We start from the raw sequence: 22,342 nt of genomic DNA on the forward strand, positions 1-22,342 counted from the left end.
TCCACTGCTCCGCTCCCTGCATCCTGCGCCGGTCCAGGGCCGTACCCCTTGCTATGCACTCTTCTAGAAAATGGCTCCTTCTCCTGCTGGCCGGGTTATTCTCCTGCTCCTCCGCTGACACAGACCGGCGGTTAGAGACCTTGCCGGTAGCCAGCAGCCAAACCCCACTGGCTGTGGTGGCCTTGGGCTCCTGCAACTCGCAGGACCGCGACCAGCCCCTGTGGCGCGAAATCCTCAAGCACCAACCCCAGCTCTGGATCTGGCTGGGCGACAACATTTACGGCGACACCGATGACATGCAGGTGCTCAGGGCCAAATACGAGAAGCAACTCCAGCACCCCGACTACCAGAAACTGCGGCAAACCGTACCGGTCATTGGCACCTGGGATGACCATGATTACGGCCGCAACAACGCCGGAAAGGAATACAAGCACCGGGCCCAGAGCGCGCAGCTCTTCTGGGATTTCCTGGACGAGCCGCTCCACAGCCCCCGCCGGAAGCAGCGGGGCGTGTACAGTGCCCACACCTACGGGCCACCCGGCCAACAGGTGAAAGTGCTCCTGCTGGACGTACGCTACCACCGCGATTCACTTAAAGGCAAAGAGCCCACCTACCAGCCCAACCTGAAAGGCGACCTGCTGGGAGAAACCCAATGGCGCTGGCTGGAACGGGAACTGCGGACCAGCAAAGCCCAGTTCCACCTGATTGGGAGCGGCCTGCAGATCATTACCAATGAGCACGGGTATGAGCGGTGGGGCAATTTCCCCAAAGCCCGGGAAAGACTTTTCAACTTAATTGCCAGGACCAAGGCCGCTAACGTGATTCTGCTCTCAGGAGACCGCCACTTTGCCGAGCTCTCCAAGATTTCATGGCCGGGCGTGCCCTACCCTATCTATGACTTTACCAGCAGCGGGCTCACCCACTACTGGATGGGAGGCCTGGTGCACGAGCCCAACTCAGCCCGGGTGGGCCAGATGCAGGACAAGTTAAACTTCGGTGTTCTGCGTTTTCACTGGAACCAAACGCCGGCGGTGGTGGAGTTTGAGATACGGGGCCGCCACAATGAGCTGCACCAATTAATAAAGGTAGAGTACGCGCTGCCCGCCCAAAATGCAGCAAACAAAGCAACCGCCAGCTCCCAGCCTCGCCAGTCCACTTCCCGCTAAAACGGCAGCGCCTGCGGAGAAAGACCTGCCGCAGGCGCTGCCGTTTTTAGCCCAGATTTCGGGAAAACAGGCGCAAAAACAGGAGTTATTTCTGGGGCTGCGCTATCTCTACTTCAATGGTGGCGGGCTGGTCCTCGGGGAAACGTTCCACGTAGAACTCTTTCAGTTTAAGGTTGTGCTCTTCTTCATAGTCAAAAAGGGCACCGTAGATGCGCTTGGGGGCAATGGTGATGCTGGCGTCAAGCTCGCCCCGCAGCACGGGCCGGCCGGCCGGCACCACCCGCACGCTGAACCCGGCGGGCAGGGAAGTGGTGTCCTGCACGGCCACACCAATAAACGCTTTAATGGTTTTAGTGTCGCGGCTGGGGTTGTTGTAGTAGATGCCGGCAAAGTCGCCGGTGAGTTGCTTTTGCTCTACGGCCTTGCCCACTTCCTGGTACACCTGGCCCAGAGCCTCGGCATCGGTTTTGCCTTCATAGTACTTTCCGGCAATGAACAGTTGAGTAGAGGTGGTCTGGGTGACTTTCACGTTTGTGAAACCGCCCATGTACGTGTACGCCACCAGGCCCAGCCCTGCTACTACCGCTAAAATGATTAAATACTTCTTCGTCATTGGGGTTACTCTAATGCGCTTTTCTCTGATGCCGGCCCAACCTGCGCCGGTTTTGCGGCTGTTTTCACTAAATCGGCCTTAAAACGGGCGCTGTTACACAAAGTTCTTGTACTGCATTTCGTGCAGTTGGGCGTAGTAGCCGCCGGTCTGCAGGAGTTGCTCGTGGGTGCCGCTCTCCTTTATCTCGCCGCGGTCCAACACAATAATGTTGTCGGCTTTCTGGATGGTGGAGAGGCGGTGGGCGATCACAATGGAGGTACGGCCCTGCATGAGCTGCGAAATGGCAAACTGAATCAGCTCCTCGGTCTCGGAGTCTACGCTGGAGGTGGCTTCGTCCAGGATGATGATCTTGGGGTCGTACACCATGGCGCGCACAAACGAGATCAGTTGCCGCTGGCCCACCGAGAGCGTGGCCCCGCGTTCCATTACGTTGTAGTGCAGCCCGCCGGGCAGGCGCTCAATAAAGCGGTCGGCGCCCACCAGGCGGGCCGCCTCCCACATCTGGGCCTCAGTGATGTCTTTGTTGCCCAAACTGATGTTGTCGGCGATGGTGCCCGAGAACAGGAACACGTCCTGCAGCACCACGCCAATGTGCCGGCGCAGCACCTCCAGGTCGTACTCCTTCACGTCGCGGCCGTCTACCTTAATGGTGCCTTTGTTGATCTCGTAGAAGCGGCTCAGCAGGTTGATGATGGAGGTTTTGCCCGCGCCCGTGGCCCCCACCAACGCTACGGTCTGGCCCGGCTGCACCTGAAACGAAATGCCCTTCAGGACCCAGTCTTCGTCATTGTAGGCAAACCACACGTTCTCAAACGCCACGCCGCCCTTGATGGTGGCCGGCGCGTGGGTGCCCGAGTCTGAGATCATCTCTTTGCTCTCCAGCAGGCGCATGATGCGCTCAGAGCTCACCACGCCCAGCTGCAGGGTGTTGAAGCGGTCGGCAATCTGGCGGATGGGCCGAAAGAACATGCCAATGTACATGATAAAGGCAATGAGCGAGCCCAGCGTCACCGTGTCCTGAATCACGCCCTTGGCCCCGTACCACACCAGCAAACCCGTTCCGGCCGCGCCGATGACCTCGGCTACCGGAAAGTACACCGAGTAATACAGCACCGATTTAATGTTGGCCCGGGTGTGCTCTTTGTTGATGGCCTGGAATTTCTTCATCTCGCGGGCCTCATTGTTGAAGATCTGCACCACCATCATGCCCGTGAGGTGCTCCTGTACAAACGCGTTCAGCTTGGCCACCGCGCCGCGCACCTCCTGGAACGAGGCTTTCACCTTCTCCTTGAAAATGTAGGTGCTGATGATGAGCAGCGGAAACATGGAAAGGCTCACCAGCGTGAGTTTCCAGTCAATCCAGAACATGTAGATGAGGATGAAGATCAACTGGAGCACATCGCCAATCATGGCGGCCAGGCCTTCAGAGAACACGTCAGACAGCGTTTCCACGTCGCTCACGTTGCGGGTCACCAGCGTACCAATGGGCGTTCGGTCATAGAACTTGAGCCTGAGTTTGAGGATGTGCTCATAGAGCTTCACCCTAATGTCGCGCACCACGTACTGCCCCAGCCAGCCCGCAAAGTAGGTGTGAAAGTAAGACACCACCGTGTGGGCCACCAGCAGCACAATGAGCCACATGAACATGCGGTTCACCCCCTGCCAGTTGTACTGCAGGATCTGTTTGTCTACCATTTCCTGGATGAGGAACGGCCTAATGGTAGCCAGAACGGCCGAGGCCACGGTTAAAAAAGTCACCAGATAGAAAATCTTCTGGTACGGTTTCACAAACCGGAATATCTTGCGCAGCACTTCCCAGTCAAATGCACTCCCGGTTTTGCTGCCTCCTATTTCACTCATGTATAGATTTTCTAGTTTTGAATGGCTGCTACTGCTAACGTAGAATACGCCCCGGCAGGTGCAGCACTTCGCGGGCTTACGTGGTTTCGGGCCTGTTTTTCAGGAAACAAGCCTAAAACCAAACTCCGCTTCCTGCCACAAAAGTACGCAATAAACCCCGCACTCACGGGATATTGACAAGCCCGCCCTTTGAAGCAAAGTAACTTGGCTTTTTCTGCAGCTTAAGCCCATCTGCTCCCCTTAGAAGACCCGTTTACCAGCCGTTTCCCTAAAAACAGCCCTGAAATTAATTGTTCTGCCGGCCCGGGCCGCTGCTTGACTCCATGGCGAACTGGTGGAACAGCTCCTGCTGCTGCTCAAAATACCCTTCTGGATATTCCACGCGGTGCAGGAACAAACCCTCCGCGGGAGCGGCCCCGCTGGCCAGGCTTCGGTCTTGCTGTTCTATCACCTGCCGGAACTGCGGCACCGTCAGCTTGCCCTTGCCCACGTCCAGCAAGGTGCCCACCACCAGCCGCACCATGCCGCGCAAAAACCGATTGGCCTTGATGGTGAAGATGAGCAAACTGCCCTCCTGGCGCCAGTGGGCCTCGGTGATGGTGCAGCGGTAGTGTTTGGTGTCGCCTTTCACCTTAGAGAACGTGGTAAAGTCTTCCAGTTGCAACAGGGCCTGCGCAGCCTCGTTCATCTGGGCCTCGTCTGGCTTTCTGGAAAGGTAATAGGCATGCCCCACCAGGAAGGGGTTCTTCTCTAGCGTGATGCGGTACTCATACGTACGACTGATGGCATCAAAGCGGGTGTGCGCCTGGGGACCTACGGGCAGCACCTGGCCCACGGCCAGGTCTGGCGGCAGAATGCGGTTGAGCCTATGCCGGATTTCCTGCGATGGCAGTACCTGCGGCAGGTCTACGTGCACCCACTGCTGGGTGGCGTGTACGCCGGTATCGGTGCGGCCGCTGCCCACGGTCTCTACCAGGGGTACCCTGAACACCTTGCGCAGGCAGTCGTCTAGCACGGCCTGCACCGTGAGGGCATTGGGTTGTACCTGCCAGCCATGGAACCGGGTTCCGTCATAGGTCACTTCAAGAAAATACCGCATGGGCGCAAAGATACGAAATGGCGCGCGGAGTCTTGGGCTACGCGTACGGGACACGTAAGCGGCGGCGTTTTGGCCCCGTTTGCCGGAAATCGGGCCGAAATCAGGGCTGGGCGTGGGGACAGCAACAAAAAACGGCCCCTGTGAGGGGCCGTTCCTTCTAGATATGGCGTGTGCGCAGCTCTGGGGCTTACAGCATCACCAGCGACGATGCGCTACGGGCCGCTTCCCACTTGGCTTGCCGCTGGTCACGGTCGCGCTCAAACCGTTCTTTCAGGGCTTGCTGTTCGCGCTCGTAGTCGGCTTTCAGTTCGGCCTGCTCGCGCACGAAATCACTCTGGGAGTTGCCGCGCTTGGCGTACTTGTCGCTGAGCTGGTGCTGCTTGCGGTTGTACTTCAGCTTCAAGCGGCTCTGGTCCAGCTCGTACTTCTCCTTGGCCCGGGCCAGGGCCCGCTGGTAATTCTCATCGGTTCTGGCAACTTTGGCCAGGGCTTTGGCGCGTTTTTTCTCCGCCTTGGCGGCTTGCTTGTCTTTTACTATGCCTGCCCTGGTAACGGTTGGGGTCTGGGCAAGGGCTGCCTCGCCACCCAACAACAGCAATCCTGCTAAACTGAATAAGAGTAACCGTTTCATGATTGTACGCGTTTTGTTAAGACCTGGAATTACAACGTTCATGCCAAAATAGCCCCCATTTGGGGGAATACCTAGGCCGGCTAACCGGCAATTGCGCCCCAGGCCTGCTCTGCGGCCGCTAACCCGCTTTCTCTCAAGCTGCTACGCCGTGCTTTTTTTATGGTCCCTGCCCTGCCCCGGGAACAGCACGTATTGACAAGTTTTGTGTAGTTTTGCGCCCAATACCGAAACGTAAAATCTATATGATACAAAGAGTCCAGAGCGTTTTCCTGTTCCTGATTGTAGTAGCCATGGTGACCATGTTCTTTGTGCCCATCTGGGCCAAGACCAACCCCGCTGATAACCAGGAGTATGTACTGAACGCCTACAAACTAGGCCCCGTGGAGGGCGCCGCTTCCTCTAACACCATTGTGATCGCCATCCTGGCGGGAGTAGCCGGCCTGATTGCCCTGTATGAGATTTTCCAGTATAAGAGCCGCCTGACCCAAATGAAACTGGGCATGCTGAACTCCCTGGTAATGGCCGCTCTTATGGGCTGCGCCTTCTACTTTTCGTCTTACGTGGGCGAGGACCTGGTGAAAACCACCACCCAGGGCGAGTACCTGTCAGGGTTTTACCTACCGGCCGTGGGGCTGTTCCTGAACGTGCTGGCCAACCGCTTCATCAAGCGCGACGAGGACCTGGTGCGCTCCATGGACCGCCTTCGGTAAGACCAGGCGCCAAATGCCAGGCCCCTGCGCCAATCGGAAGTACTCACAGAAGCAACCCCAAAACAGCATCGGCTCCGTTTACCCAAACGGAGCCGATGCTGTTTTTAAGCCACTTTGGGCTAAGCAGCCCAAAATCTGCGTGCGGCCCTATCGCCTATAGAGAAAATCCTGCATTTCGCGCTTGCTGCCAGAGAAGTCAAAGGCATCGAACACGCGGCTGAACTTGTTTCGGTCACAGACATAGTCATAGGCGAATTTAGCCAACGCCACCTTGCGGTCTTCAAACGTCAGGGCTTTCAAGAGCAGGTACAAATCCTCGGTCATGATGCCTCCGGCTACTTTGATCTCACCTTTGGCAATTTCCAGCCGCCTATCGTCAAAGCCTTCTTCTTTCATAAACCGGAGCACGCGGTCCACGTCTTCCGGCTCCATCACGGAACGGCACACATCCCGGCCATAAGAATCTGAGGGCGGAACAGGGCGGGACAAAGGCAGTTCCTCTACTTTACGCAACACCAAAGGAAAGCCTCTGCGTGATGGCTCCAGTACAAAGACCGTCTCGTAGTTGGCAGACAAGATCACTTCGGCGTTGAGGTTCTGGGTTCTGCGGCCGCGCATGAGCACGCGTATGTTCAGCTGGTGCCTGCCGGCGGGCAGATGATCCACGGCTACCCGGTTAGAGGCCACCGGATTAATGATACGCCCTCCTACGGCCAGTTGAAAGAGTTCGCCGCGCTGGCTTTCCACCAGAAGGGCCGCTTCAGGAACTATCTGCGCCTGCAAAGCCTGGGCGAAGAATAGCAAAAGAAAACCGAGAAAGTAGATTCGTTTCATAACGGTACTAGATAAGTGATATACGGACCTAATTCCAATATTGTGCCAAACCTATATTTAAAAGAAAGATTCCTTTCCGTTTCAAGGCCGTTTTGTGAGAAACAGCTCTAAAACAGAAAGGAATCCCTTTTTGGTTACTTATTTTGGCGGCTTAGCCTTCGTAGTAAAACTGGCCGTACGGGCTCTGGATGGTGAGCTCATTTTTCTCGCTGGCCTCTACCCTGCCTATCACCTGCGCGTCAATGTTGAACGATTGGCTGATGTTGATCAGATCCTGCGCAATTTCCTGCGGCACGTACAGCTCCAGGCGGTGGCCCATGTTGAAGACCTTGTACATCTCCTGCCAGCTGGTATTGCTCTGCTCCTGAATAAGCCTGAACAGCGGAGGCACTGGCAACAGGTTATCTTTAATGATGTGCACGTTCTGGGTGAAGTGCAGCACTTTGGTCTGCGCCCCGCCGCTGCAATGCACCATGCCGTGTAGTTGGCTGCGGTAGTCTTTTAAAATGGCCTGCACCAGCGGTGCGTAGGTTCTGGTAGGCGACAGCACCAGTTTGCCTACCGTCAGGCCGGTTTCTTCGTTTACATCGGTGAGTTTACAGGAACCGGAGTACACCAGATCAGACGGTACGGCCGGGTCAAAGCTCTCGGGGTACGCCTGCGCCAGGTAATTGGCGAACACATCGTGGCGGGCCGAGGTGAGGCCGTTGCTGCCCATACCGCCGTTGTACTCGTTCTCGTACGTCGCCTGCCCGTAAGACGCGAAGCCCACAATCACATCGCCGGGCCGGATGGTGTGGTTAGAAATTACATCAGCGCGCTTCATGCGGGCCGTCACGGTGCTGTCCACAATGATGGTGCGCACCAGGTCGCCTACATCAGCGGTCTCGCCGCCGGTGCTGTAGATGCCAATGCCGTTGTCGCGGAGCATCTGCAGGACTTCCTCAGTACCGTTGATGATGGCGGCAATCACTTCGCCGGGCACCAGGTTCTTGTTCCGCCCGATGGTAGAAGACAGCAGAATGTTCTCCGTCGCGCCCACGCACAGCAGATCATCGGTGTTCATGACAATGGCGTCCTGCGCAATGCCTTTCCAGACGGAGATATCGCCGGTTTCGCGCCAGTACAGGTAGGCCAGGGCAGACTTGGTACCGGCCCCATCGGCGTGCATGATGTTGCAGTACTCCGGGTCGCCCACCAGCAAATCTGGGATGATTTTGCAGAACGCTTTGGGGAACAAGCCTTTGTCTATGTTCTTGATGGCGTTGTGCACATCTTCTTTGGAGGCGGACACACCGCGCTGCAGATACCGGTTTTCCATGGCAGGAAGGATAAATGTAAAAGCCGTTTAGGGCCTGATTTCAAGAAAACAGCCTCAAACCGAGGAACTGCCCTTTGCGGGGCAAAAATAAGAAAGCCTCCCGGTTCTGAGAGGCTTTTCTTCTGGTATTTCTAGATCGCTGGCGCGAGCTTGCAGCTCGTGCCTTCTATTCTGGGGAGACCACCAACTACTTTTCTGGCTCCTGGAAAGATCCTGGTGCAAACGGCAGTAGCGCTGGAGTAAACGCCTTTCTAGTTCCCCCACAAGATCCTTTCAGGATGACAAATGGGAGGGAAAGTAGCCCGACAAGGAGCGCGGTAAGACGATGAGTGCGGGAAAAAGTGGGCCAGCCATGCGTGCGGACACGAGCCGGAGGCTCGCGCCAGCGGTGGTTAGCGTTTAGCTGGCTTTAGTTCTACTGGCCTGGCTCGTCAATGCGGGTCACCTTAAACTCGGTGCGGCGGTTCTGCTGGTGCTGGGCCTCGGTTTTGGCGTTCCGGATGACCGGTCTTGACTCGCCGTAGCCGCGGGCCGTAATGCGTTTCGGGTCTATGCCTTTGGAGATGATGTAATCCACGGCACTCTGCGCCCGGCGCTGCGACAGATCCTGGTTGTAGATGTCCACGCCGCGGCTATCGGTGTGGGAACTCAGCTCGATGGTGATCGTTGGGTTGTCTACCAGCGTCTGTACCAATTTATCCAGCTCCACCGCCGCATCTGGGCGGATGTTGGCTTTGTCGTAGTCATAGAAGATGTTCTCTACCACAATGGCCTTGTTCCGCACAATCTTGCTGAGCGTGAGCGTAGCCGTGAGCCTGATATCCGTCACCGGTTGCGTCAACTGCGACTGCGGCGGCGTCTTGCCCTGCGTGATGACCGACTGACGGGCCGCGAAATAGCCCTGCCGTTCCGCAATCACGGAATACACGCTGGCCGAATCCAGCCGGAACGTGAAGGCTCCTTTGGCGTCGGCGGTGGCTTCTTCCACCTTCACGCCTTGCGCGTTCTGCAGCGTGACACGGGCATTGGGCATAGGCGTGGTATTGCCTTTCTCGTTGCGCTCCAGCACGCGGCCGTCCACGAAGAAGTTCACCAGTTTAGGCTGGCGCTTCACAAACGAGTACAAGTCATCGCCGCCCTGGCCACCTCCGCGGTTAGACGCGAAAAGCCCCTGGTCTTCCCCGGTCATCAGGATGGAGAAGTCATCACCAATGGAGTTGATAGGCGCGCCCATGTTGATTACAGAGTCTCCGCTCACGCGGAAGATATCCAATCCGCCCAGACCGGGATGCCCGTCTGAAGCGATATACAAGGTGCTGTCCGGTCCCACGTACGGGAAGGATTCGTTGCCCGGCGTGTTGATCTCAGGGCCCAGGTTCACCGGACGGGAGAAACGGCCGCCGGCATCCAAAGTAGTTTTCCAGATATCACGGCCTCCCTGTCCGCCGCGGCGATCAGAGGAGAAGTACAGCGTACGGCCATCGGGCGAGAATGCGGGTGAGGCATCCCAAGCCACTGGGTCGTTGAAGCTGGCGATACGGGGTTCAGACCACTCGCCGGTTTTGTATTGTGAGATGTACAAGTCTACGTTGGCGGTTCCGCTTTTCTTGCCGGTATTGCTGCGGGCAAAAACCATGGTGCGGCCCTCGTTGGTGAACGCCGGGGAAGCATCATGCACCTCAGGGGCGTTCAACGCTGCGGCAAACGGCCGTACCTGCGTGGCGGTGGTGTTGCCGGTATCAGCCATAGGTACCACGTACAGGTTCAGGAAGCCTTCGCCGTTGCCTTTGTATTTGGTTTCTTCGCGGGTAGAAGAGAAAATAAGCTCGTTGTTGAGCACGATGGGCGAAAACTCAGACGCCGCCGAGTTAGTGCCCGGCACCGGTTTTACAACCCGATACGTTGGCGTATTCGCAATAGAAGCTACCTGCCTGAGGTTCTCCACTTCGCGCTGCGCCAGCCTGATGAACGTCTTGTTAGAAGCTACTGCCAGGTAACTCTGCAACTGGGTAGCGGCTTCCTCGTATTTGCCGTTGGCCTTGAGCGCCATGCCGTAGCGGAACATGGTTTCCTCGTTCTTACGGGCATCCAGGGCGGCTTTGTAGTACTGCTCGGCCTGCGGCATGCGGTTAGACAAACGGTACGCCTCGGCCAACTTGAAATTCACCTCCGCTCCAGTACGACCCTTGTTCAACGCAGCCTGGTAGTGTTCAATGGCCAGCTGGTACTCTTCTTTCTCAAAGTTTTTATTGCCTTTCTGGACAGAGCTGCGGAACGGTCCGCACGCCACTGCTGCCAGAGACAAAGCCAGTACAAGGGTTTTATGTCGCATCATGTGCTTTCCTACGCGTTATTAGCTCTGAAAATAGCGAGCCAGCCATGTATCTTTCGCGGGTTTAGGCCACTGGTTCTGCAGCTCTCCCACGGTGGGTACTAAGGTATCAAAATAAAGAGAATCAGGCGAGAGTGCCCCGGCGGTTACCAAGGCCTTTACCTCAGACATAGGAACCGTCCGTACCTGGTCTTGCTCCCTGAACGCCAGCTTGGTACGATCAAATAATTGAACGTTAAACTCCTGCTCTAATTGTCTTAAAAACGCTACTGATTTATCTATGGAACACCCGCTGGCCGAGGCCACCTGCTCATTGGTAGCCAAAAACAAAAAGTGGTGTTCTTTGATGCTGAAAGATGCCTGCAGGTCACGGCCGTGGCTGCTCCACTCCGTTACGAAATCCTGCAGCCGCTGGTTCATCTCCGCCTCCTCTTCTGGGGTGAGCGGACGGTTGATCTGGTACACCCAAAGGCGGCTATACGGCGGTAATTGTTCAAAAGGAACGTACATTCTGGTAATCTGCTAGTGTTTGGGGCACGCGTATCAAGAAACACGGTTCTCCCTTTTTATAAATTCTTGTTTCAAGCCCGATTTCCTGAAATCAGCCTTGAAACGATCACTTCTTGCCACTTCTCACGGCCTCGTGCTTGTGGGTGATAACACAAACAAGGGCGGAAATTTAAAATAGACACAATTAGATACAAGTATCATGTATCCAGACCGCGCGTTGGTGCTTTGGGCCCATTTTCCATAAAACAAACCTGAAACGCTTTTTCTCCTGCTGTACTACCTCGTTACAGGGTAACGAGGCTACATATCTGGGATTCTGTAGCGACGTTACCCTGTAACGTGGTACGCATTGCTACTTAGCCCGAGGCAATGGTGTTATCACTAACCATCACTTACTATGGCATTTACCAGCCCGCCTCAACAAACGAATCGTGCTACTTGCTACGCACTACGCATTGATGCCTTCGGCCTGGGCAATCAGTTCGGCGATGTCAAAGACTTTTACTTTGTCTTCCTGGTTCTGGCTTTTCACGCCGTCAGACATCATGGTCATGCAGAACGGACACGCGCTGGCGATGATGGTGGCTCCGGTCCCGATAGCTTCCTCGGCGCGCTCCACGTTGATGTCTTTGTTGCCTGGCTCGGGCTCTTTCCACATCTGGGCTCCGCCGGCACCGCAGCAAAGGCCGTTGGCACGGCTGCGTTTCATCTCCACTAAATCAGCGTCCAGAGCGGCTAGAACTTCACGGGGTGCCTCGTAGATGTTGTTGGCGCGCCCCAGGTAGCAGGAGTCATGGAAGGTGATGCGCTTGCCTTTGAACTCGCCGCCGCCGGCAATCTTCACTTTGCCTTCGTTGATGAGGTTCTGTAAAAACGTGGAGTGATGGATCACCTCGTAGTTTCCGCCCAGCGCGGGGTATTCGTTTTTGATGGTATTGAAGCAGTGCGGACAGGCCGTCACAATGGTTTTAATGCCGTACCCGTCCAGCGTGGCGATGTTGGTCATGGCCTGCATCTGGAACAGGAACTCGTTTCCGGCGCGTTTGGCAGGGTCACCGGTGCAGGTTTCCTCCATGCCCAACACGGCGTACTTAATGCCCACGTGCTCCAAAATACGCACAAAGGCGCGGGTAACGTTTTTGTAACGGTCGTCAAAGGCACCGGCGCAGCCTACCCAGAACAACACTTCGGGGGTTTCGCCACGGGCAGCCAGATCGGCCATTACGGGTACTTGTATCTGTTTTTTCTCTGACATCAGGGTAATGTGCTAATTAGGAAATGTGCTCATGTGCCAATTTACTCGGCATGCCGCACAATAGCTAATGGTTGTTAGGAGTTTCGGTGGGCCTTTTTCACGGGCTGCCACTAGACCCACCCCCTGCCCCTCCCGGGAGGGGAGTATCGGCAAGGGTTGGTTTTTCATTCAATCGTTCTTTATTTAATCAGCCGCATTTAATCAGCCGCATTCAATCAGCAACTGAATACAAGTTCAATCTTACCTACTGGACTTCTACGTTACCCGAATTCCCCTCCTGGGAGGGGCAGGGCTGGGTTAAAGTTCGTCTCTCAGCTCTGCCTCTTTGTTTGTTTCAGGGCTAGTTTTTGGAAACCATGAACAAATCATCGGCCCAGTTGAAGCGGTCGCTTGGCGAGAAGGCCCACGGTGCCCCGTTGTTCTCAATGTTGTTGAACATGGCGTTCAAGGCCGCCGGTGCCGCAGATTCTTCCAGCACCAGGAAGCGGCGCAGGTCCATGATGGTAGACAGTTGGTTGATGTTCACCGGACAGGACTCCACGCAGGCGTTGCAGGTGGTACAGGCCCACAGCTCCTCTGGTGTTACGTAGCCGCGCAGCAGGGTGCGTTCTTCGGTTACTTTTACCCGCTCAGATTCTTCTTTGTAGTGCGCTGGCGCGAAGATCAACGGCGACTCGCCTTTCTCCTCCATGCGGTCGCGGGTGTCCATCACAATCTTGCGGGGCGAGAGCAGCTTACCGGTAATGTTAGCCGGACACACGCTGGTGCAGCGGCCGCACTCGGTACAGGTGTAGGAGTCCATGAGCTGTTTCCAGGTGAGGTCTTCCACGTCTTTGGCCCCGAACTTCTGCGGATCGGCCCCCTCTGGCGCGGGCGGCACCACGTAGCTGGGGTCCAGCATGGCTTTGATTTCATGCGTAATGCTCTCCACGTTGCTGAATTGGCCCTTCGGCTCCAGCTTGGAGTAGTACACGTTGGGGAACGACATGATGATGTGGAAGTGCTTGGAACTAGGCAGGTAGTTCATGAAGGCCAGAATGCCCACAATGTGCACCCACCAGCCTGCGGTGGCAATGATCTGCAGGGTCTGCGCGTCGCTCCCGAACAGGTCCACCAGGCCGGAGGTTACCGGGAAAACCCCGGGCAGATCGGTTCCCTGCAGCTGGGCCAGTTTCTGATCTGCGATGTTGAACGCGAACAAGGCCAGCATAAGCACAATCTCGGTGACCAGGATGATGGTGGCGTCTAGCTGAGGCCAGGCCCGCATCTCGGCCCCCCGGGTAAGGCGGGGCACCTTGGTCACGTAGCGCCGGGCCAGGAAAATCACGCAGGCCACAATCACCAGCAGCCCCAAAACCTCATTGATGGCCATGAGCGCGTCATACACCGGCCCCAGGAAGCCCAGCACCCGGTGCGTGCCAAAGATACCGTCAATGAGAATCTCTATCACTTCCACGTTGATCACCAGGAAGCCCACGTACACAAACAGGTGCAGCACGGCCGGCAAGGGGCGCTTGAACATTTTTTGCTGGCCAAAGGCCACCAGTAACAGGGTATTTATGCGCTTGGAAACGTCACCAGAGATCTTCTTGTCACGCCCCATGTTAATGTTGCGGGCAATCTTACGTATCTGCCACACAAACAGACCGATACCTAGCGCCGCTACAATAAGAAAGAGGATATTACTTATCACAGAAAGGGAGTTTAGCGGTGGAAACTGCTACTATTACGAACGAATTTAGCAAAGTATTCTGAAAAGGGTATAAAAGATTTTTTTGCGGGAAGTTTTGCAAATCCGATCAGGCTTCCTACATTTGCATACTTTTTCACCAGAACGGTAGCGAAACACCTCCGGAACGGTTGCGAAAAGATGCTGGTGATGTAGCTCAGTTGGTAGAGCAAAGGACTGAAAATCCTTGTGTCGTTGGTTCGATTCCAATCATCACCACCAGCAGAAAAGAAAATCCCGCTTCAGGAATGGAGCGGGATTTTTGTTTTTGGGGTGTTTTATAAAAATAAGCCTGAAAACGCTCTGCTTATAGTAAACTTTGCTGCTTTATAGCCAAAAGCATCGTTTTAGGAAAGGAACAGGCAAACAGTTATTCAGCTTTAGGCAGAAGCCGATGATGGTGGAAGGTCTCCATGCCTAGCCGGTTAATGGTCTCTTTCTCAAAGTCAAACTCAATTAGAACAGCAGGCTCCTCGCCTACTACCCAGCCATCGTGCCCGGGCTCAATGACCACCGCTTGCGGCGCTACAAAGTCCTGGGTCACACCGTCTGCATATTGAATCCGGAGGCGTCCCTGGGCCAGGAAGCCCAGGTGCGCGTGCATGCACAGGTCGGTTCCCACAATCTGCTTCATGTGGGTGGACCATTTAAAGCCCGGCCGGTAAATGACTCTTTTCACCCGCGCTTCGCCCGCTTTTACAAAGTCCAGCTGCACCCCGCCAACCTCCCGGTGCTCGGCTCCGGGCATGGGGGCCACTAGTGTGTCTGTTGCATTCATAGCTTATTTCTTTAAGTGAAGAAATGATCCGTTCCAACCAAGTACTATTTGCAAGCCCAAAAACCCGCCGCCGTTTGCTACTATAAGGTAAGCTTTTCTTGCTGAATCCTTTACAAGCCCGGCAAGAAATTTCTCGTACCGCGAAACTGTGGTGAACTGGCTTTACCTCCTTGGCTGGCACCCTTTGAGGCAGATGATCAGAATAGAGCTAAGCCTCTTCCTGATTTAGGGCTGTTTCTGGAAAATTAGGCCAAGAATGATGAGGTAATTGCCAGCAGACGGCGTGGAATATGCCTAAATTGGCTACTTTCAGGACGAGAAAAAATCTGTTATGCCCGTTTCGCCGGAAGGTTTAAAACGTTACCTTCAGAAATTTACCCGCCTGCGCCAAGGTGGAACCAAATACGGTCCAGCCCCACATAAACCTGTCCTGCTGCTTAGCATTATAGCGTTGTTTGAGAAGGGCGAGGTGCTGGATAATAAAATCTACATCACCCCAGAACTGGTAGGCATGTTCAAAGAGAACTTCGCGCTACTAGTGACCACCGGCCATAACCCAGACTTCTTCCTGCCTTTTTACTACCTAACCAGTGAAGGTTTTTGGTGTGTCAGGACGTTGCCTGGCAAGGAATTGAACGCCCATGTTAAAAGTTTCAACGTGCTGAACAGCCTGGTGGACTTCGCTTACCTGGCCGAGGACCTTTATGCATTGCTTCAGGCTCCAGAGACCAGAAACCTATTAAAAGCCGCTTTGCTGCAACGCTACTTCCCCGCCAGCGTTCACCAGCACCAACAAGCAAAGAGCCACGTAGGCTATCTTCATAGTCTAGAGAAGTATATCCTGAACGAGGACACTGCTATCTACACGCCACTTCAGCAAACAGCCCCCGACGAAGAACAGGTATTTGTGAGAGGGGGCCTGTTCAAGAAATTGGTACCGCAGGTTTATAACTTCACTTGCTGTATCACCGGCATGCGCCTTAGCTCTCTGCATGGTTTTTCCATGATAGACGCTTGCCATATTGTGCCTTTCAGCCGCAGCAACGATGACCGCGTCACCAACGGTTTAGCTTTGTGCCCCAACCTGCACCGCGCCTTTGACCGGGGTCTTATTACAGTAGATCCTCAACTGAAAGTAGTTGTCTCCTCTGCCATCGCCGAAGACGAGGCGAATGCCTATGCCCTGAAAAAGTTGGAAGGAAAGCGCTTGAATTTACCGTTCGGGGCAATTCACTATCCGGCACCCGAGAATCTGGCCTGGCACCGGGAGAAGATGTTCAAGGGATAAACCTTTCACGATTGTGATATTCAAGAAAGCTCTGGTCTGGCAAGAACCTGGAAGGCAAAATTATTTTCTCATTGTCATACCTCAGAAAATAATCTTCGGTAGCAGGAGCAACTTCTTTCGCCTTAAGTGTAGAGGATATTCTGACAAGGTAATCAGGCGTAATTGTGAGCAGACCGGCCTCAAAGGCTTTGTCATGCAAAGCGTTGATAGCTAACCCATTCCTTGGATTCAGCCGATTTTTCTCATCCATTCCCCATGGTCTAATATGACCCGCTACTAAAAGGGCCGGCAACTGTATTCCCGTAATACAGCAGGTAGAATTATAGGCCGCCAGCACCGTCCGTCTGAAAACTGACTGGTTTACCCGTACTTTAACGATCTGTTCCCGCACTTTTCCCTCTTCAGGAAGTTCCGCTTCCTCTATCTGATGCATCTTCTCTAGCGTGGAATGTTCAACTGCAGCCCGTAGCTTCTCACTCTCATATGGCAGCTCATTCCAGTTGTAATTGAACTGTTCCCAAACCTCCCTGTCTAACTTGCTTGTGTTCTTCGCTCCTTTAATGCCCCTCTCCTGCAAACTTGGGTCTAAGCTTGCGAAGTTAACCAACTTGTACGCGACAGAATTGCTGGTTCTACCAATCAATTCGGCTAACCGAATCACTTCTGGGTTATTCCGATGAAGTTTCCCAAAGGGCAGCTTACAATACAGATTGATTGCCAATAACAATTCTTCCCTGGTCCAAGGTCTTTGGCCATGCTTCATATATTAGGAGAACTAAGATCAGAGATGGAACAAGCCATGATAACAGAATTGTTTGAACCTACTTTCATCAAAACCACCCCAAAAACACCTATTACAACAACAAAGAATCTACCCGGTGCGCGTGTACCATCATCTCGCAGGGAGACCAGCTGAAGATGGTGAAGCGGCCGTCCTGCGAGGCTACCAGAGCGAGGGCGTCGCGTTGGTCATGCACGAACTGAGCAGCCGAAAGGTGGCGGGTGCCGCCGTTTTGGGTGGGGTGGACAATAATGGGCTCATTGCCAATGACGGGCTCCGTGACGACAATCTGCTCCACCAGCTCATTGCCGTCTGAGCGGATGATCTTGGCCCCGAACGCCAGCAGCTCGTGCTGGTCGGTGATGATGGTGGCGCCGTCAATGGCGGTAAGGCCGGCCAGGCCGTCAATCTCGCGGCGCAGGGCGCCCTGCCACAGGCTCTGGGTTCGGTTCTCTTTCTGTTGCTGCATTAACTGGGTGAGGGCAGAAAAGGCCGGCGACACGGCGTAGGGCAGCGGCTGCAGGATGGACTCCTGCCATTGCTGGGTGCCCGAGGGCACCACCAGCAGCGAGCCTCCCCGGCCGTGGGCGCGCATAGACACCGCCAGTTGCACCAGCACGTTCACAGAATCGTTCCAGGCAGCGGCGGCCGTGAACCCCAGCAAGGAGGTGACCACGGCGGGGCAGTCGGGCAGGCTGCTGCTGTTCTCGTCAATGATTTTGATTACATCGCCTTTGAGCACCGCCACGTTGGCGAACTTGCCAAACCCGCGGGCCCGCCGGTGTTTCACTACCAGGAGGCCCGGCTCAGAAACGTCCAGCACAAAACAGAAGCTTTGCAGCTCACGGGTGGTGCCCCACATGTACAAGCCGCCCTGCTCTTCCCACACCCCAATGTGAATGCCGGCGCGCTCAACCCCGGGGGCCAGCTTGGTGAGGTTGTGCGACGTGAGCGGCAGCCGCTGGGCAAACAGCAGGGGGTTGCCGGCTTGCTCGGGCGGCAGGTAGGCCAGCGAAATGCGGGGCGATTGTCCTTCTTCCTTGCGCAGGCTGGCCCAGAAAGCAGTGTCAATGAGGGCCTCCACAATCTTCACCGAGGGGGCGGGCGCCAGGTGCAACTCCCCGGCTTGCCGGGCCTCGGCCTGATGCTGCACAAAATGGCTTTCTATCACGGGCGCCACGGTTCTGGCCGCGGCATAGGTAGTTTTCCTGATCATGTACTGAGAGCTGGACGAACAGAAACCGGCGGCACTCGGGGCTTACCTCTCTCCTGCCCGGCGACTAGGTTCGCCGGCGCAACGGGAAGACGGCCCCGCCGCTGTTTCAGGTTCTAACTTACGTTTAGTTTTGCTCTGTACAAGGCCCTGACCGGAATAGTTTTGGGGAGGTTTCCACGTCAGGAACAAGCAGCCTGGCACCAGACAGCGCTCTGGTTGGCGTACGCCTTTCCACCGGCCGGGCTCGCTGAACAAGACCAGGAAACGAGAAGGAAAACGGCCCGGGTGGGGCACACTACCGCCGGGCGCTTCGGGTAGCGCCTGGAAGTGGTTTTAAATGCTGCCCGTTTTTAGGAGTAGATTTGTGGCATAGCCGCTGGGATAGGCGTTAAAGCAATTCTTTCAGAAGGTTCTCCATGGAGGTGGTCTTCAGGTACGGGTCTAACTGCTCCTGCGAGGTAAACGTACGCACCATGCCTATGCTGCCGCAGTGTTCCAACAACCAGACCTCGGCGTAAAACGTGCCCATAAAGTACAGGCTAATGTGGCACCAACCTTTCAGGCGCGCATGCAGGTACCGCCCGCTGTCTTGCACACACTTGATCTGCTCTGTCAAAGACAACTGGCTAAACTCCTTCACTTTCATTTCCATCTCTTCTTTTGCCGTTTCGTACCCTCTTACGCAGAGAAACCGGCTTTAGTGCTTAAGTTACCGTTTTTTATTTCTTTTCAGAAAAACTGCCGCCAACCAGAAAGGGCTTTTTTGCGCGGTTACGGCTGGCCTTCCCTACCTCCGCAAGGCCGCCCACTGCGGTAGTTGCATCATGGTCTTAAACGCAGCCAGGGGCACCGCCAATATAACAGGTACGGTTTATCTGCCGGCGCACTGGTATTTTGCCTCATCGGCGGCCAGGGCGAAGCCTAACGCGGCGGCCTTGGCCAGCAGCGCGCAGCTTTGGCTGGTGTCGCCCTGGGCTTGCTTTATCTTGGCTTGCAGGTAATAGCCCCGGGCGTTGTTGGGCGCGCGCCGAAGGGCCTGCTGGGTGTCTTGCCAGGCTTGCGGCCACTGCTGCAGGCGGTAATAGGCAAAGGCCCGGTAGAGCAGCGCCTGGGTGGTTTGCGCCGCGCCCTCGGCCCGCGCCAGGAACCTGCTCAGGTCTGCCACGGCCGCCGGCCAGTTCTCTTCCATCTGCAGGTGCACCCGCCCGCGGTCCAGGTACGCCGTTGCCAGGGTAGAGTCCAGGACGAGGGCTTTGCTCAGGTCTTGCAGGGCTTGGGGGTACTGCCTGGTTTGCAGGTAGCATTTGCCGCGTGCCGCGTACAGGGGGGCGGCCGGCTGGGTACCTTCCTGCAGCGCCACCGTGTAATCTTCAATGGCGCCGCCGGGGTTCTTGAGGTGGTTCAGCCGCAGGGCGCCCCGGCGCACCCGGGCTTCCTTCAGGTCTGGCGCGTGCTCCAGGGCGGTGGAGTAGGCCTCGTGCGCCTTGGTCCAGCGGTGCTCCCGTTCGGCCTCGCGGGCCCGCACCAAGGCGCGCCCGGTGGCAATCCGGCTCCAGCCCACGGTAAGCCCCAGCACCAGAAGCAACAGCACCAGCAGCACGCCCGCCACTATCTGCACGTCTCGCCTGGTGATGTGGGTATGCTTCTGCGGCCTTTGGCGGTAGTGCCGCTCCTGGAACCCGGCGGGCTGGCGGGTATGGTGGTAGCGGGGCACGGCGTGGGCCTGCGCCTGCCGCCGGTATTGCTCATACTGCAGCTGCAGGTCAAAGGCCGCCCGCCGGCGCGGGTCAGACAGCACCTGGTAGGCCTCGTTCACCTGCTTGAAGCGCTCCTCGGCCTGGGGGTTGTGGGGGTTCTTGTCGGGGTGGAACTTGAGGGCCAGGCGCTTGTAGGCCACTTTTATGTCAGCGGCCGTGGCACCGGAGGAGACCCCCAAGATATGGTAGTAGTTCTTGTTCAAGCGGAAACTGGCAGGCGTGCCGTCCGCAAAAGTACGACAACTGGGAGCTGCGTGGCCACCTCTTTCCTGGGTTTTTGGCGCATTTCCTGAAAATCGGCCCTAAAACGGGCCAGAACATTCCCTTGGTGGGCTATCCCTGCGAAGCCCTTTTCCGTAAGCAAACGGGAAGAATTAAATTTCCGGAATATTTTCCGCCGATGTTCCGTATATCCACTACGCACCATCAATAGAAAAACCCATGGCAACCGAAGACAAAAGCAAAACAGATAGCATCATCGCCAACCTGATAGGGTATGTAGACACCCGCATTGACCTCATCAAACTTGACCTGCAGACCAAGCTCAAGGGCATTTTTGTGAGCACCATTCACGGGGTGCTGCTGGGGCTGGTGGCGTTGATGGTGCTGCTCTTCCTCAACGTGTTTCTGGCCCTGCTGCTGAACGAGTGGCTGGACAGCCGTTACTGGGGCTTCGGGATTATCACGCTTTTTTACCTTATCTTGCTGATCATTTTGCTGGTGGGCCTGGATAAGAAGGTGTTTCAGGGCATGGCCGACAAAGCCTTCCGCAACACCATTTACAAGACAGATGAATCTAACCAAACGATCTAACCATACCTGTTGCCATGAGCGAACTAAACAACCCGCTTTTTGATGACCCGCGCGAGTTCCTGGAGCGTCAAAAGGAAGAATATAAGAATGCGCTGCTCAGCGATGTCTCTGACCTGAAAGACCAGTCGCAGAAAATTGGGAAGAACCTGCTGCTGGCCGGTGGCCTGCTGGCCGGGGTGTACTTTGTGAGCCGGGCCCTCAGCAGCCGGAACGGGGACAAACCCAAGAAAAAAAAAAGTAACCGTCTAGAGAACGCGGCCCGGTTCAAGGGCGCCGAAGACCGGGCCTGGATCTCCTCCATCCCAGACGTTGAGGACGATGAGCCGCTCTACAGTGCCATTGAGCGCACGTACCCGGCGGTGTACCACCCGTCTACCGGCACGGTGAGCCCCTCGCTCAGGCGCAAGGGCAAGGAGGAAACTTCTGGGCTGAAGGCATTCTTTCAGTCAGATTTATTTAAGATATTGGAGCAGCAGTTGGCGGCCATGCTCATGGTGTACCTGACCAAACTGATTGAGCAGCACCTGCAAGCCCCGGCCACTCCCGCCCAACCCGCGTTGGTAGAGGAGACCACTGTTGAATACGAGTTACAGCCTGACCCCACCACGGATGCCCAACCGCCGCAGTACTAGTCTTTTTCCTTCTTTGAGTACCCCAGACGCTGCCAACCGCCCCAAACGGCTGGCAGTTCTCCTGGACCCCGACCACCTCACCGTTGCCCGCTGCCAGGAGATCCTGGCGCTCAGCCACCGGCATGAGGTGGATTTCTTTTTCATGGGCGGCAGCCTCATCTCCAACCCAGACCAGGCCTCGTTTGTGGCGTACATCAAGCAGAACAGCACCATTCCAGTGATCCTGTTCCCCAGCAGCGGTCTGTACATAGACGCCCAGGCCGATGGCATGCTGCTGCTGTCGCTCATTTCGGGCCGCAACCCAGACTTTCTCATCGGTCAGCACGTAGCCGCCGCCCCTCTGCTCAAGAACAGCGGGCTGCCCCTCTACCCCACCGGCTACATGCTGGTAGACTCTGGCCGGCAGACCACGGCCTCTTACATGAGCGGCACCACGCCCATTCCGCACGACAAGCCCTCTATTGCCGCCTGCACCGCCCTGGCCGGCGAAATGCTGGGCCTGCGCTACATCTACCTGGACGGGGGTAGCGGCGCCATGTATCCGGTGAGCCCCGCCATGATCCAGGCGGTGCGCCAGGCCGTTTCCTTGCCCATTTTGGTAGGCGGCGGCGTAAACACCACCGAGAAGGCCGAAGCCGCCTGGAAAGCCGGCGCCGACATTTTGGTGGTGGGCAACCACATTGAGAAAACCCCGCAGTTCATTGCCGACGTAAGTGAGGTGAAGCAGCGGTTCAACGTGGCGTTGCCGCAGCAGTAATGTTGCACTTCTTTTGCGTTTCCGCTTTCATCTGGCTATCTTAGCCAGTGTCACTTACCTGCTTTGGTTGTGTTTCCTTTTAGCCACATACGCCTTGTGCTCCTTAAGCCGTTCCTGGGCTTGGTAGCAGCGTCACAGCATGCCGCTTTGCGGGATGTGCTGAACGGCTATTGCCTTTACTTTTTCGCTACGCCCAAGGCCTTTATTAACTAAGCCGGGGACTACTCCCGGCCTTTTCTTCTGGTGCCACCTGTACCGGT

General features: G+C 55.9%; 21 protein-coding genes and 1 tRNA gene. 7 read left to right on the forward strand and 15 right to left on the reverse strand.

Going from position 1 to position 22,342, the window contains the following annotated elements; genetic code table 11:
- Positions 1-53 precede the first annotated feature (53 nt).
- Positions 54-1,166 (forward strand): alkaline phosphatase D family protein, encoded by a 1,113-nt coding sequence (locus JT718_RS18200; RefSeq protein ID WP_205504224.1) that lies wholly within the window; start codon positions 54-56, stop codon positions 1,164-1,166.
- Between the two features lie 85 nt (positions 1,167-1,251).
- On the opposite strand, the gene JT718_RS18205 is transcribed toward JT718_RS18200, so the two are convergent.
- From JT718_RS18205 to JT718_RS18220, 4 genes are all read right to left on the reverse strand, one after another.
- Positions 1,252-1,779 carry a GyrI-like domain-containing protein gene (locus tag JT718_RS18205; RefSeq protein WP_205504225.1) on the reverse strand — a complete coding sequence of 176 codons (528 nt, stop codon included), beginning with the start codon at positions 1,777-1,779 and terminating at the stop codon, positions 1,252-1,254.
- A gap of 93 nt (positions 1,780-1,872) precedes the next feature.
- Positions 1,873-3,639 carry an ABC transporter ATP-binding protein gene (locus JT718_RS18210; RefSeq protein WP_205504226.1) on the reverse strand — a complete coding sequence of 589 codons (1,767 nt, stop codon included), beginning with the start codon at positions 3,637-3,639 and terminating at the stop codon, positions 1,873-1,875.
- Between the two features lie 286 nt (positions 3,640-3,925).
- Complete coding sequence (gene truA / locus JT718_RS18215) at positions 3,926-4,738, reverse strand: tRNA pseudouridine(38-40) synthase TruA (protein ID WP_205504227.1); 813 nt, start codon at positions 4,736-4,738, stop codon at positions 3,926-3,928.
- Between the two features lie 187 nt (positions 4,739-4,925).
- Positions 4,926-5,369: a hypothetical protein gene (locus JT718_RS18220; RefSeq protein ID WP_205504228.1), complete on the reverse strand. Its 444-nt coding sequence runs from the start codon at positions 5,367-5,369 to the stop codon at positions 4,926-4,928.
- A gap of 242 nt (positions 5,370-5,611) precedes the next feature.
- On the opposite strand from JT718_RS18220, the gene JT718_RS18225 reads away from it, so the two are divergent.
- Positions 5,612-6,079, forward strand: a complete 468-nt coding sequence (locus JT718_RS18225) for a DUF4293 domain-containing protein (RefSeq protein WP_205504229.1) — start codon at positions 5,612-5,614, stop codon at positions 6,077-6,079.
- A gap of 147 nt (positions 6,080-6,226) precedes the next feature.
- On the opposite strand, the gene JT718_RS18230 is transcribed toward JT718_RS18225, so the two are convergent.
- The 6 genes from JT718_RS18230 to JT718_RS18255 form a co-directional block, all read right to left on the reverse strand.
- Positions 6,227-6,913, reverse strand: a complete 687-nt coding sequence (locus tag JT718_RS18230; RefSeq protein WP_205504230.1) for a proline and serine-rich protein 1 family protein — start codon at positions 6,911-6,913, stop codon at positions 6,227-6,229.
- A 151-nt stretch (positions 6,914-7,064) separates the two neighbouring features.
- Positions 7,065-8,234 (reverse strand): AIR synthase related protein, encoded by a 1,170-nt coding sequence (locus JT718_RS18235; protein WP_205504231.1) that lies wholly within the window; start codon positions 8,232-8,234, stop codon positions 7,065-7,067.
- Positions 8,235-8,649: 415 nt separating this feature from the next.
- The gene (locus JT718_RS18240) at positions 8,650-10,569 is read right to left on the reverse strand and encodes a CHU_0125 family OmpA-like outer membrane integrity protein (protein ID WP_205504232.1); all 1,920 of its coding nucleotides are present in this window, start codon (positions 10,567-10,569) and stop codon (positions 8,650-8,652) included.
- A gap of 18 nt (positions 10,570-10,587) precedes the next feature.
- On the reverse strand, positions 10,588-11,076 hold the full coding sequence (locus tag JT718_RS18245) for a hypothetical protein (protein WP_205504233.1): 489 nt from the start codon (positions 11,074-11,076) through the stop codon (positions 10,588-10,590).
- A gap of 448 nt (positions 11,077-11,524) precedes the next feature.
- On the reverse strand, positions 11,525-12,298 hold the full coding sequence (locus JT718_RS18250; RefSeq protein WP_205504308.1) for a (Fe-S)-binding protein: 774 nt from the start codon (positions 12,296-12,298) through the stop codon (positions 11,525-11,527).
- A gap of 373 nt (positions 12,299-12,671) precedes the next feature.
- Positions 12,672-14,024, reverse strand: coding sequence for a 4Fe-4S dicluster domain-containing protein (locus tag JT718_RS18255; RefSeq protein WP_205504234.1), 1,353 nt, complete (start codon positions 14,022-14,024; stop codon positions 12,672-12,674).
- A 182-nt stretch (positions 14,025-14,206) separates the two neighbouring features.
- Here JT718_RS18255 and JT718_RS18260 point away from each other — a divergent pair.
- Positions 14,207-14,282, forward strand: a tRNA-Phe gene (locus JT718_RS18260).
- Positions 14,283-14,430: 148 nt separating this feature from the next.
- Here JT718_RS18260 and JT718_RS18265 read toward each other — a convergent pair.
- Positions 14,431-14,838 carry a cupin domain-containing protein gene (locus tag JT718_RS18265; protein WP_205504235.1) on the reverse strand — a complete coding sequence of 136 codons (408 nt, stop codon included), beginning with the start codon at positions 14,836-14,838 and terminating at the stop codon, positions 14,431-14,433.
- Between the two features lie 331 nt (positions 14,839-15,169).
- Between JT718_RS18265 and JT718_RS18270 the strand changes: the two genes are divergently transcribed.
- Positions 15,170-16,126 (forward strand): HNH endonuclease, encoded by a 957-nt coding sequence (locus tag JT718_RS18270; RefSeq protein ID WP_205504236.1) that lies wholly within the window; start codon positions 15,170-15,172, stop codon positions 16,124-16,126.
- Here the strand turns inward: JT718_RS18270 and JT718_RS18275 are convergent.
- The 4 genes from JT718_RS18275 to JT718_RS20770 all read right to left on the reverse strand — a co-directional run bounded on the left by JT718_RS18275 (position 16,116) and on the right by JT718_RS20770 (position 20,083).
- Positions 16,116-16,889 carry an HNH endonuclease gene (locus JT718_RS18275; RefSeq protein WP_205504237.1) on the reverse strand — a complete coding sequence of 258 codons (774 nt, stop codon included), beginning with the start codon at positions 16,887-16,889 and terminating at the stop codon, positions 16,116-16,118. The two genes, JT718_RS18270 and JT718_RS18275, sit on opposite strands and share 11 nt — an antisense overlap.
- Before the next feature lie 91 nt (positions 16,890-16,980).
- A complete protein-coding gene (locus JT718_RS18280; protein ID WP_205504238.1) occupies positions 16,981-18,123 on the reverse strand; it encodes a putative sensor domain DACNV-containing protein in 1,143 nt (380 codons plus the stop codon).
- A gap of 388 nt (positions 18,124-18,511) precedes the next feature.
- A complete protein-coding gene (locus JT718_RS18285) occupies positions 18,512-18,775 on the reverse strand; it encodes a hypothetical protein (protein ID WP_205504239.1) in 264 nt (87 codons plus the stop codon).
- 219 nt (positions 18,776-18,994) lie between these two features.
- A complete protein-coding gene (locus JT718_RS20770; protein WP_205504240.1) occupies positions 18,995-20,083 on the reverse strand; it encodes a J domain-containing protein in 1,089 nt (362 codons plus the stop codon).
- A 238-nt stretch (positions 20,084-20,321) separates the two neighbouring features.
- Here JT718_RS20770 and JT718_RS18295 point away from each other — a divergent pair, with 238 nt between their 5' ends.
- The 3 genes from JT718_RS18295 to JT718_RS18305 are packed head-to-tail and all read left to right on the forward strand — an operon-like array spanning position 20,322 to position 22,082.
- Entirely contained in the window at positions 20,322-20,693 is a 372-nt protein-coding gene (locus tag JT718_RS18295) for a phage holin family protein (RefSeq protein ID WP_205504241.1), read from the forward strand.
- A gap of 14 nt (positions 20,694-20,707) precedes the next feature.
- On the forward strand, positions 20,708-21,325 hold the full coding sequence (locus tag JT718_RS18300) for a hypothetical protein (protein WP_205504242.1): 618 nt from the start codon (positions 20,708-20,710) through the stop codon (positions 21,323-21,325).
- Between the two features lie 13 nt (positions 21,326-21,338).
- A complete protein-coding gene (locus JT718_RS18305; protein WP_240337165.1) occupies positions 21,339-22,082 on the forward strand; it encodes a geranylgeranylglyceryl/heptaprenylglyceryl phosphate synthase in 744 nt (247 codons plus the stop codon).
- The last annotated feature ends 260 nt before the right edge of the window (positions 22,083-22,342 follow it).

This window comes from Rufibacter psychrotolerans (assembly GCF_016924645.1).
Lineage (GTDB): Bacteria > Bacteroidota > Bacteroidia > Cytophagales > Hymenobacteraceae > Nibribacter > Nibribacter psychrotolerans.

Coding starts and splice junctions, on each gene's coding strand:
- truA (WP_205504227.1), bottom strand. CDS start 4,738: ATGCGGTATTTTCTTGAAGTGACCTATGACGGAACCCGGTTCCATGGC.
- JT718_RS18235 (WP_205504231.1), bottom strand. CDS start 8,234: ATGGAAAACCGGTATCTGCAGCGCGGTGTGTCCGCCTCCAAAGAAGAT.
- JT718_RS18270 (WP_205504236.1), top strand. CDS start 15,170: ATGCCCGTTTCGCCGGAAGGTTTAAAACGTTACCTTCAGAAATTTACC.
- JT718_RS18300 (WP_205504242.1), top strand. CDS start 20,708: ATGAGCGAACTAAACAACCCGCTTTTTGATGACCCGCGCGAGTTCCTG.
- JT718_RS18210 (WP_205504226.1), bottom strand. CDS start 3,639: ATGAGTGAAATAGGAGGCAGCAAAACCGGGAGTGCATTTGACTGGGAA.
- JT718_RS18250 (WP_205504308.1), bottom strand. CDS start 12,298: ATGGCCGATCTGGCTGCCCGTGGCGAAACCCCCGAAGTGTTGTTCTGG.
- JT718_RS18280 (WP_205504238.1), bottom strand. CDS start 18,123: ATGATCAGGAAAACTACCTATGCCGCGGCCAGAACCGTGGCGCCCGTG.
- JT718_RS18220 (WP_205504228.1), bottom strand. CDS start 5,369: ATGAAACGGTTACTCTTATTCAGTTTAGCAGGATTGCTGTTGTTGGGT.
- JT718_RS18285 (WP_205504239.1), bottom strand. CDS start 18,775: ATGGAAATGAAAGTGAAGGAGTTTAGCCAGTTGTCTTTGACAGAGCAG.
- JT718_RS18225 (WP_205504229.1), top strand. CDS start 5,612: ATGATACAAAGAGTCCAGAGCGTTTTCCTGTTCCTGATTGTAGTAGCC.
- JT718_RS18245 (WP_205504233.1), bottom strand. CDS start 11,076: ATGTACGTTCCTTTTGAACAATTACCGCCGTATAGCCGCCTTTGGGTG.
- JT718_RS18240 (WP_205504232.1), bottom strand. CDS start 10,569: ATGATGCGACATAAAACCCTTGTACTGGCTTTGTCTCTGGCAGCAGTG.
- JT718_RS18230 (WP_205504230.1), bottom strand. CDS start 6,913: ATGAAACGAATCTACTTTCTCGGTTTTCTTTTGCTATTCTTCGCCCAG.
- JT718_RS18295 (WP_205504241.1), top strand. CDS start 20,322: ATGGCAACCGAAGACAAAAGCAAAACAGATAGCATCATCGCCAACCTG.
- JT718_RS18205 (WP_205504225.1), bottom strand. CDS start 1,779: ATGACGAAGAAGTATTTAATCATTTTAGCGGTAGTAGCAGGGCTGGGC.
- JT718_RS18200 (WP_205504224.1), top strand. CDS start 54: ATGCACTCTTCTAGAAAATGGCTCCTTCTCCTGCTGGCCGGGTTATTC.
- JT718_RS18265 (WP_205504235.1), bottom strand. CDS start 14,838: ATGAATGCAACAGACACACTAGTGGCCCCCATGCCCGGAGCCGAGCAC.
- JT718_RS18275 (WP_205504237.1), bottom strand. CDS start 16,889: ATGAAGCATGGCCAAAGACCTTGGACCAGGGAAGAATTGTTATTGGCA.